The sequence below is a fragment of the Arenimonas caeni genome, assembly GCF_003024235.1.
GTDB lineage: Bacteria > Pseudomonadota > Gammaproteobacteria > Xanthomonadales > Xanthomonadaceae > Arenimonas > Arenimonas caeni.
In genome coordinates this window covers 1-9,829 of the sequence record NZ_KZ679110.1, presented here as the reverse complement: position 1 = coordinate 9,829, position 9,829 = coordinate 1, and the positions used below count along the sequence as shown (strand labels likewise).

8 protein-coding genes are annotated in these 9,829 nt (G+C 64.5%); 5 read left to right on the top strand and 3 right to left on the bottom strand.

All coding sequences use genetic code 11. The features are described 5' to 3' along the window. Window positions 1–164: 164 nt before the first annotated feature. Window positions 165–5,471 (bottom strand): site-specific integrase, encoded by a 5,307-nt coding sequence (locus C6N40_RS13700; protein WP_162782256.1) that lies wholly within the window; start codon window positions 5,469–5,471, stop codon window positions 165–167. Window positions 5,472–5,793: 322 nt separating this feature from the next. Here C6N40_RS13700 and C6N40_RS13695 point away from each other — a divergent pair, with 322 nt between their 5' ends. After that, a complete protein-coding gene (locus C6N40_RS13695; RefSeq protein ID WP_106991585.1) occupies window positions 5,794–6,414 on the top strand; it encodes a plasmid pRiA4b ORF-3 family protein in 621 nt (206 codons plus the stop codon). 22 nt (window positions 6,415–6,436) lie between these two features. On the opposite strand, the gene C6N40_RS13690 is transcribed toward C6N40_RS13695, so the two are convergent. Both C6N40_RS13690 and C6N40_RS13685 read right to left on the bottom strand, forming a co-directional pair. Then, window positions 6,437–7,306, bottom strand: coding sequence for a nucleotidyl transferase AbiEii/AbiGii toxin family protein (locus C6N40_RS13690; protein ID WP_106991584.1), 870 nt, complete (start codon window positions 7,304–7,306; stop codon window positions 6,437–6,439). Then, entirely contained in the window at window positions 7,303–7,899 is a 597-nt protein-coding gene (locus C6N40_RS13685; RefSeq protein WP_106991588.1) for a type IV toxin-antitoxin system AbiEi family antitoxin domain-containing protein, read from the bottom strand. The genes C6N40_RS13690 and C6N40_RS13685 overlap by 4 nt, the downstream gene beginning before the upstream one ends. A 392-nt stretch (window positions 7,900–8,291) precedes the next feature. Between C6N40_RS13685 and C6N40_RS13680 the strand changes: the two genes are divergently transcribed. The 4 genes from C6N40_RS13680 to C6N40_RS13665 form a co-directional block, all read left to right on the top strand. Beyond that, entirely contained in the window at window positions 8,292–8,570 is a 279-nt protein-coding gene (locus C6N40_RS13680) for a type II toxin-antitoxin system TacA family antitoxin (RefSeq protein ID WP_106991583.1), read from the top strand. After that, window positions 8,567–9,073 (top strand): GNAT family N-acetyltransferase, encoded by a 507-nt coding sequence (locus C6N40_RS13675; protein WP_106991582.1) that lies wholly within the window; start codon window positions 8,567–8,569, stop codon window positions 9,071–9,073. The genes C6N40_RS13680 and C6N40_RS13675 overlap by 4 nt, the downstream gene beginning before the upstream one ends. 86 nt (window positions 9,074–9,159) lie before the next feature. Next, the gene (locus tag C6N40_RS13670) at window positions 9,160–9,435 is read left to right on the top strand and encodes a helix-turn-helix domain-containing protein (protein WP_205208627.1); all 276 of its coding nucleotides are present in this window, start codon (window positions 9,160–9,162) and stop codon (window positions 9,433–9,435) included. Next, the coding region (locus C6N40_RS13665; protein WP_205208626.1) for a HipA N-terminal domain-containing protein at window positions 9,429–9,829 on the top strand (401 nt) is incomplete at its 3' end. The genes C6N40_RS13670 and C6N40_RS13665, both read left to right, overlap by 7 nt.

Genomic DNA, 9,829 nt, shown 5'->3' with positions numbered 1-9,829 from the left:
CACTCTCCCCTCAGTTGGGAGAAGAACCCAAATTATGGGGGTTTAGCGCTCGGCACCAGCGCGGTTGCAACGGCTCGCCATTTGGAATGTCGATTGTTGCCAATTTTTATACCGAGTGCGGCGGTTCATGGGCCCTGCAGCGGAGGCCCAGCGGATCAAACCGATCAACCAAGCAGCTTCAGATCGCGACAGACCGCCAGACCTGCCGCAACCCAGAGCACCGCCAATATCCATTCCAGGACTGGTTCACTGCCATAGGCGCCCTCGCCCTTCTGTGCCAGGCAGTACCCCACATCTCCCCTTGCGTTCGATCCGCTCGCCAGTTCATATCCGATCCTTTCGGCCCAGGCGCGCAGTTGCGCAACGGCTGCCGGTTCAATCAGGGCGATCGATCCCCGAGGCACCTTGATCCGCGCGCAGCTGACCCACTCCCGCGCCAAGACGCCCAAGCCCCGTGTCTCGCTGCGCAACTCCGCCATGAGACCAAGGTACGCCGGGGTCCTGCGGGGCCTGCGCAGGGAGTCTTTCGAAAACAGGAGTCCTGTTCGCCGCGTCAGCTCCTGGCAGCGGGTATGGATGGCCCCCACAGTCCCCACGTCCACGTCGATGATCTCGACCACCTCTTCTGGGGAGCACCCCATGGAGAAGGCGTTCATCACGCTCTCCACTGCCTGCAGCGAAAAGCCGGTCAATGTGGACTTATAAGGCGGCGGGTCGGGAAGCTCCAGACGCGGCCACTTGGGATCGGGCATGTGCAGCATGAGGGCAAGGCGAGTCTTTTCGTCGGGTCCGTCGCTCGCCTTGCTGGCATGACGCCATCGCTGCCAACGCTGGTCCAGCGTGGCTGCGGGGAGCCCAGAGAGCGCTGAAGCCGCACCACGCTCTGCGGCCGCCTTCACGGGCGTATCCAGGTCCATCCATGCCGAAGGATCCCCGATGTAAGACGCGATCGGGGTAACGATAGTCGAGTGCCCGCACACCTTCAGGACGCGATAGACATCCCTGGCCTTCGGGTTCCTCGCCCGGCGAACCTGGTCGTGCCGATTCCGGACACCACGCTTTCGGAGCCAGTAGGTGCGTCCCCTAGATTGCCGTGTGCGCCATCGGATCAACTCGCCGAGACGATCAAGGAAGAGCCTCCTCGGGAAGCGGTCGCCCACAGGCCCATCGGGCGTGGCAAACAACGGTATGTGGATCCAATCCTCTTGGGGTCGGGTTCGTCGCAAGCCCTGGATCCACTCCACGAACCAACGTCGGTGTCCCTGCCACACCTCGCCGTCGAGCGGTATGAATCCGGCAGAAGTGGGGGTTTTGACCTCCGCGTACTTGCCGGCGGTTCGCAGCTGTATGAAGTCCCCTCCCGGACCCAAGTGGATGTCCGCCAGCGTGAGTCCATAGATGGACTGCGGACGGGCATTCGATGCCTCGAGCAGCAGGGCCGATCCAAAGGCCAACTCGCGCGCGCGATGCTCAACGGGATCGATACCCGCCATTGCCTCCGGCGAGACATTCGAGGCCAACACCTGAAGGATGTCGCTGACCTCGGCGTCGGTGACGATGGCCGGGTCCTTTCCGCGGATGGCCTCTCCGGCATTCAGATAGACCAGGTCCCAGTTCGGCGTGGGGATGTCATGGTCTTCCTCAACGAACTCGACGAAGCGCCGGACCTCATCAAGGACATCCGGCTTGTCCTTGTTCTTGGACAGGACAATCGAAGCCAAGAGGGCATTGGTCAGGGTCTCTTCGCCCACATCCCGAAGATCGACCGTCGCAGGCACCGCCGCCAGCGACGGGGCAATGCTGTGGTAGATCCTATAGATGGATCGCAGCTTCATGCCGCCTTTGGACCTGGGTCCGCCTTTGACCATGAGTTTCTTCACATACTCGAGGGTCATTCTGGGGAGGGTTGGAGTACGTCCGAGCTCTCCAAGGACCCTCTTCACCTCGGGCAGCAGTTGCTTGATTCGACCCTTGGGCGGCAAGGCTGGCTCGCCGGCAATCGCCCCCCGATAGTCCGCATGGAAGCACTTCATTAGCCGGCGTACTTTCTCGTCGCCGGTTGGCTCTGGGGTTTTTCTGCTCCTCCTGCCGTTCTTCTCCGTTTCGCTGGACGAGTCCAACAACGCATCCGGATCCTCGAGACCAGGAAGGGAGGCACCATCCTCCGCGGCAGCGATCCGATCTGCCCGAACACTGGCGGGCTGGACCACCCCGTTCATGACCAAGCGCTCCGGCCCGGTCAGCTGGGCGGCTCCGGCCGTTCGCAAGGTCGCGATCATCCAATCCCGCAGTTTGGTCTCAGAAACCCCAGCGGGTATACGGCCGGGCAGGATCGTCTTCAGGAACCGCCCAAGCTCGGCAGACCCGTCGCCACACACGCGGTCTACCAGATCCCGCCAGCCCGACTCCTGTCGCAACCGATGGAGCAACGGCGCCGCCGGGCCGGTAATCGGCACATGGCCGTCGCCCAATGGAACGCGCAGTAGCCATCCATTGGCTTGGCTGTGTTTGGCATCCTCAAGGCCCAAGGCAATCAGTCGCGCCTGTTTAAGGCTGCGGTAAGGCGTGTGGGCAAGGATTGCCCAGATGCCCAGATGGGCCCGCCAAGTCGCGCCGTCTTTCGGTTCCTTTGTGTTCGATGCCGCCGACACCAAGGTAGCCCGGAGTTCGTCTGCAACCGCCGAGGCCAGACCGATACCAGGGACGAAGGGACTGGGAACGGATTTGAAAGACGGTTGCTGGAGCGGCGGGAGAGAAGCAGAGCACTGGCGTCGCTTGCAGGCCCAGAGCAGCGCAGCACTCAGTATCCGCGCTCCCACATAGGCATGGACGGGCTCGTAGCGATTTGAGCGCAATGGGGCCAGGACCGCATCAACCATGTCCGGCGTAATACGTGGTCGTTCGGCAGCCGGATCCTTGAGCCGCAGGCGAAGCTCACCGTGATTGCCTTTGGATAGGAAAGGAACGAGGACGTTAGACGTCGGCAGACGTTCGAGACCCTTGATCAGTTCACGTTGGACGACTGGGGTGATCTCCCGGCGGCGCTCGTTGAGGGCGCGCTTTAGCTCATGGATTCGCCGTTCATAGTCCGCGCGATGCGCCTGCGCGGCTTGGTCAAAGTCGCGCAAAGGAATGTCAGCCAGGATGCTGTCCGGGTCTTTGGGCGGATGCCCTCCCAGCCAGCCCACCGATTCCAGCCAAGCGTCTATCGGACCCGCGAGGATCGCGCCCAACACGTCCGCCGGATAGGGCGCCATGTCGGACACGGCGTGGACCTCGCCCTCCAGCCACCCCATCTGAAAGTAGCGATGCTCGGGATCCAAGCCTGCCCGAATGAGGGCTTGGTCGAGGGCATGTCGGTGAAGGTTGGGCCGTTCCGCCCAAACCGGCGGCAATCGAGCCAAAAGCTGGCTGACATCCAGAGCCTCAATCGATCCATCGGGAGCCGGCAGACTGAAGACCGGCTCCGCTCCTCGAAGGATCTTGCGAGCCAGGTTCCGCGCAGCATCGTCGGCTTGCAGATCCTTTGCGAGTCGACGCAGGTCCTCGACAAAGGACTCGAGGGCTCCTACGAATTTCCAACCTGTACCGACCAATCGGGTAAGCCGAGCAGGATCCGAGCGCTTGTCTCGGATTAGCGCCATGGCTTTGGCCGGAAGGAAGTCTGTCAGATGGATCGTTCCCAACGCCATGAATGGCCGGTGGCCGGTCGCCAGCATGAGGTGCAGCGCGAGGCTGTCTCGTTGCCGCCGCCAGTCGTCCACCGCCCGCATCACCTTGGGGCGCCCGCGACGCGGCTCGCTGGAAACACCCACCGCTTCCCAAGCCCCCTCGAAGGCGGCCCGGTGAGGTCGAACCCGGGAACCGACCATGTGGGCGCACTGAGCCCGCACCTCGGGCGTCAGCAGGGTGCCGATGTCTCGCGCGTCGGGCTCCCCAGCGTATGCTTTCGCCCCTGTCGGGGAATCACGGCCCTGCAGCCCCACGTTGGCCAGGGCCGCCTGATAGGCAAGCGCTTCCGCAGGGAAGGCGCCGTAGTACGTCGGGGCGGCGCTCGCTCCGAATGTGTCCCCGAACGCAATTTGGGCTGCGTCCTGCCCGAGTCTTCCGGCAAGCTCAGCGGCTAGACGGAGGCGATAGACAGGCCGCGTGGCAGACTTGATCGGCTCGAGCACATCCAGTGTCTGACGCACTTCCGTCGACGCCAGCCACGCCTTGCGATCCTTCGGCGAGACCACTTCTGTCAGCAGCAGCCCAGTGTCTTGATGCGAATCTGATTTGGCTCTGAGGGCCAGCAGTCGCTGGGCGAGGCTGATCGCCATCGCCGACAGGGGAAAGAGAATGTCGCCACCAGTCGATTGCCAGAAGCAGAAAGCATCTGGCTTGGGCGAGTAGGCGCCCCTCGGCCTGGACTCGGGGCGCCTGAGCGCCCCGACCGTGAGATCAATGATCGGCCCGGTCACGGCCTCCCCATCGCCAAACGCCGTGGCCTCGGCCTCGACCCGGCTCAAACCGACCTCAATCCCCAGCAGGTGATCGAGCCCCTGCTCTGCCAGCGGGAGGTCGTTGGCATCCAGTCCGGATTGAATCAGACCTACGGTGCGCTCCCAGGCCTGGCGCGCCACGGGTCGGGGCAGGATGTTGTCGGGGTCCCTCAGCAGCTCCGGGCTGGATCGCCGGTGGATTTCCTTTCCGATGGCGGCCGCCAGCCGGTTCCTTAGGCCGTGGCCCTCCCCGGCTCCCTCAACGGCATCCAACTCCCAGCCGGAAACCATATCGGGCTCGGAGGGATCCTCGAGAAGCGGGTCGGGAGGGTCCGTGTCCGGACCGTCGAGCGGGCGGGGTCGGGATTCGCCCCATTCGGCATTTGTCTTCAAGGGCCTGAGCAACCTCGAAACCACGGCCTCGAGCCACTTGTCCCAAGCGAGGTCAAAATCCCCATGCCCCGTGATGACCCTGGGGTCGGAGGAGCGCGTCTGAAGGTAGTCGATCCGTTCCCGAAGGGACCTCAACCCGTTGCAGCCACCGATGGCGTCGCGGAGCTTGTGATCGTCCGACGACAGACCGCGAAGCCAGCTGCAGACCGGTTCAAGTTCTTCGTCCGACCAACCCGTCAGGCGGAGCTCGAGGATCAGCCAGGCCAGGGTCCGCTGGAGGTCAATGTCGCGGACAGGCGAAAGGCTGAAGAGGGCCGTGGCGAGGGAGAAGCCCCCTGTCTTGCCCCGGGTGGCAATGTCACTCCAGTCCTTTCGTCCTGCGGCGATTTCCACCCACTGGGAGCGGTTCCGGGCCACGAACGCAAGCGCCCTGCGGAACGCCCGGATCCCGTGCGGGGGTCTGTCGGCGAGATACAGGTAGACGCTGGCGAGCGCTCCTTCCCATCGACGGTGAAACACGGATACTGACCCGAGGCAGGGATCTGCCAGCAGGCGATCAGTGGACTTCGTGGCCGCTGCGCCGGGGTAGCTCAAGTAGGGCCTTTACTCATCGGGGATCGCTGGCATGGGCCAGAAAATACCCGAGGTTGCTTACGGTCTCAATCACCCTTCTTTGTCGATAGCTACGACGATGTCTAATAGTTCATGTATTTTTTATTCAAATAAATCAGATGCGTGGTCATCGATTTGCGCATGACTACGCTAACTGAAATGGAACTAGGTATACTTTCGTGTCAGAATTCCGAAGCCGGGGTTCGAATCCCTCCAGGCGCGCCAAACCCCCTGTGACAAATCTGTGCCCGGGCTGTGCCAAGTTTTTTCTGGCACCCCCGGGCGCACTGAGTAAAGGCGCACCATGCCCCAGTCCATCCTCCAGATCCGGGTCGAGCTCCAGGAGATCGAGCCGCTGATCTGGCGCCGCATCCAGGTGCCGGGCGACTACACCTTCTGGGACCTGCATGTAGCCATCCAGAGCGCCTTCGCCTGGACCGACACCCACCTGCACGAGTTCCGGCCCTGGGGCCAGCGCGACGGTAACCCCCGCTTCGGCATGCCGCTGGACGACTTCGACGAGAACCCACCCTTGCCCGGCTGGGAGCACCGCGTGGCCGACATCTTGACCCGCGCCAACCCGCGGCTCGAGTACGAGTACGACTTCGGCGACGGCTGGGAGCACACGGTCGTGCTCGAGGAGATCCTCGAGGCGGCCCCGGGCAAGAAGTACCCGCGCTGCACCGCCGGCGAGCGCTCCGCCCCGCCGGACGACTGCGGCGGCCCGGGCGGCTACGAGAGCCTGCTCGAAACCCTGGCCGACCCCGGGGACCCAGACCACAAGTCGTCCCATGTCTGGGCCAGCAGTCAGAAGGGCAAGCGCGGCAAGTTCGACCCCGAGGCCTTCGACGAGCAGCAGGTGAAGTTCGCAAACCCGGCGCCGCGGCTCAAGCGGCTACTGGCGTACCTGGCATCGCAGCGTTGACTGCCGGCGGGGCCGCCCCCGGCTATTGGGAGGCCTGCGGCCTCCCAAGAAGCGGCGCCACGACGCCAGCCAACTCGGCCACCACCTCCACAAGCCCAGGCGCTTGCAGGCGGCCCCGTTTGAGGAAGGCCCGCCATTGCCTTTGCTTGGCACTGTCCGATGCGAAATCTGCCGTCAGCCCTACCGGCAGGGACAGCGGCATGGGCGTATTCCGCCGCTCGAAGGTGGCGGACACGGCATTTCGCAGGTCGGCCGAATCGAGACGTCCCTCCCGGGCCAGGCTGAGCAGATCGAAGTAGTCCTTCATCCGGCTGTTGGCCATGCCGAGCACGACGATGGCCTCCAGTTTTTCGGCGAAAACGGTTTCGCGCGGATAGATGCGCAGCGAGGGCGTGGGCAGGTCCTCAAGCAAAGTCGGCAGCTCGGCGTCCTCGGGCCCTGGCGTAACCGCATCTCCGAATCCGATATCCCACTGGACCAGGCACGTGGCGGTCCCCAGGCGGGCGCGCAGGTTCACGCGCAGCCCGTCATAGCGGGCCGTCTCGCGGATCTCGGTGACGCCCAGGCCCGACAGATCGAACACCAGGCCGTCATCGACCTCAATCGCGCAGAGCTCGCGCACGATGGCTTCGACCCGTGCCGGGTCCGGCGAACCAAACCCAAGGAAGTCCGCGTCACGCGTGGGACGGTGCTCCTGATCGAACCAATGCCGGAAAAGCATCGCGCCCTTGAGCAGGAAGTCGTCCCGATGACGCGAGATCGAAAGTCGATACAGGAGTCGCTCGACGGCATAGCGGTCGAGCGTGAGCTGGAACTCCTCGCCCGCCTGCTTCGCATGGTTCAACAAGCGCTGGCGGATCGAATCAATCCGTGCTGGAGAGGGAATGCTCATGCCACCGATTCCAGATAGGGCCGCATCACATTCGCCATCCGAAACTGACTCGCTAGTCGCCAGATTTCGTCATTGCTCGTTCGACGCTCGCGGCGCACCTCGGCGAGCGCCTCCAGTGCCACGTCCAGACCGATCTTGTTGCGGAACTTGAAACAATCCACGACGGTCCGGGCAACGCCGGTCACGCGCAGCGGCACGCCGTCGCGAACGTGGGTTTCGATTCCGGCCGAGAGGCCGGCACCCGAGTACCGAACGATCCGCAGTGAAGGCCAGTCCAGCTTGGGGGCGTGCCGGCCGGCGGGGATTCCCAGCCAGACCGAGTGCGGTGCCTGTGTCGTGAGCCTGTGGAAGCGCAGCGCCGTCAGGAGGCAGAAAAAGCCGTCGGGCACCCGGCGCGCGACGATCTGCAGCCCCTCGTCCGCCGACGGCGCCCTGCCGGGCAGCGAGTAGACGCCACGCGCCAGCCTGACCAGCTCACCCCGTTTCACCAGGCGCGCGATCTGGGCGCCCTCCAGCCCAGCGGCCCGGAGGTCGCGGGCCCGGGCACTGCCTTGGGCTTCGAGCAGGTGCTTGGCTTTGGCGTAGGGGTCCACGCCGCAAGAGTGTTCCAATTCGGCAATCAAAGTCAATTATATGTGTGTTTTTGTAACGCCCGGGGTACACCTCGAAAGGGAGCCTCTATGTTGAGGCGCGCCGTGGATTGACCAGAACGCAGCGGTCTTGCGCGTCGAAGACTGACCAGTCGAGTCTAGACGCGAAGCCCTAATTCGGCCTGGCACGAGGGCCTGTGTGACCCCAAACAGGCTGATCAGCCTATGCCGCGCATCGGTGATCAATTCCTGCCGCGCATCAACAGGCTGCTGGCGTACATCGCGTCCCAGCGCTGATTGGGCCTGAACGGAGCGGCGGTACCGCCGTCCAGCAGCTTGTCAGGACGATGTCCGGACAATATGATCACCGCAACTGTTCCCCCGAGGTGCGCGCCATGGCTGCCGCCAATCCGTCCAAATCCGAACGCATCGATGTCCGCGCCACGGCGCCGGTCAAGCAGCTGCTGCAGGAAGCGGCGCGCGCGTGCCACAAGAACGTCAGCGAATTCCTGCTCGATGCCGGCGTAAGTGCCGCGTCGCAGGCGCTGGCGGATCGCCGCCGGTTTGTCCTGGATGAAACCCAATGGCAGGCCTTCCAGGAGGCCCTGGATCGCCCGGTCCAAGACAAGCCGCGCCTGCGCAAGCTCCTGCGTGAGCCCGGGGCGCTGGATTGAGTGGCGGTTACTCGCAAGTCCGCAAGCTCGCCGCCACCGACCGCACCGAAGGCTTCGACTGCGGCCGCGAGCCCCTGAACCAGTTCCTCCAGCGATTCGCTCTGGTCAACCAGAAGGCGAACAGTGCACAGACCTATGTCTGCTGCCAGGGGAAGGACGTGGTCGGCTACTACAGCCTGGCGGTCGGCAGCGTCGAGCCCGATGCAGCGACCACCCGCGTCACCAAGGGCCTCGCCCGCCATCCGGTGCCGGCTATGATCCTTGCCCGGCTCGCGGTGGCAACTGCGCACCAGCGCCAGGGGCTGGGGCAGGCACTGCTGAAGGACGCCCTGCTTCGCACCGCGCAGGCGGCAGACATCGCAGGCATCCGATGCCTGCTGGTTCACGCGAAGGATGATGCCGCGCGGCAGTGGTACGAAGGCTGGGATTTCGAGCCCAGCCCCAGCGACCCTTACCACCTGTTCCTGCTGATGAAGGACCTCAAGGCGATCGTTGGCGACTGACTCTGCCACCGGGTGGGAAAATACAGCCCCTGTTGCGTTTTTCACAAGAACAGCTTATAAGCTGTTTCCTGAGAATACAGCCCAGGATGCGTGCCGTGAGCCAGTACACCGTCCGAACGCCCGAACAGTTGCCCGCCCTGCTCAAGGCCTTCCGGAAGCAGGCCGGACTGACCCAGGGCCAGCTCGCCACGCGCCTCGGCATCACGCAGCAGACGCTCTCCGCCCTCGAGCGCAACGCCAACAGGGTCAGCGCTGATCGGCTGCTGCAGCTGCTGGGCACCCTCGGCGTGGAGATGGTGCTGCAGCCACGCGAACAGCAGACCGGTTCGAAGACCACCGCCAGCGGAGACGCCGGATGGTGACGCCCCGCGCCGGACGCACCCCGCGCCGCCAGGCCCTGGGCCTTTGGATGAACGGCGGTTTCGTAGGCACCTGGCGCCTCGACGCCAGCGCCGGTGACGTCCTCGAATACGACGCCGGCTGGCAGGCTGCGCCGCAGGGCCGCCCGCTGTCGCTCTCGCTCCCGTTCACGCCGGGCGGCTTGCCGCATCGCGGCGATGTCGTGCGCGCGTACTTCGAGAACCTGCTGCCCGACAGCCAGGAGATCCGGGCCCGGGCCGCGCGCCGATTCCGCGCCAAGTCCACACAGGCGTTCGATCTGCTGGCGCAGATCGGACGCGATTGCGTGGGCGCGCTGCAGATCCTGCCCGACGGCATGACGCCGGGCGACGTGCGCACGCTTGATGCCACGCCGCT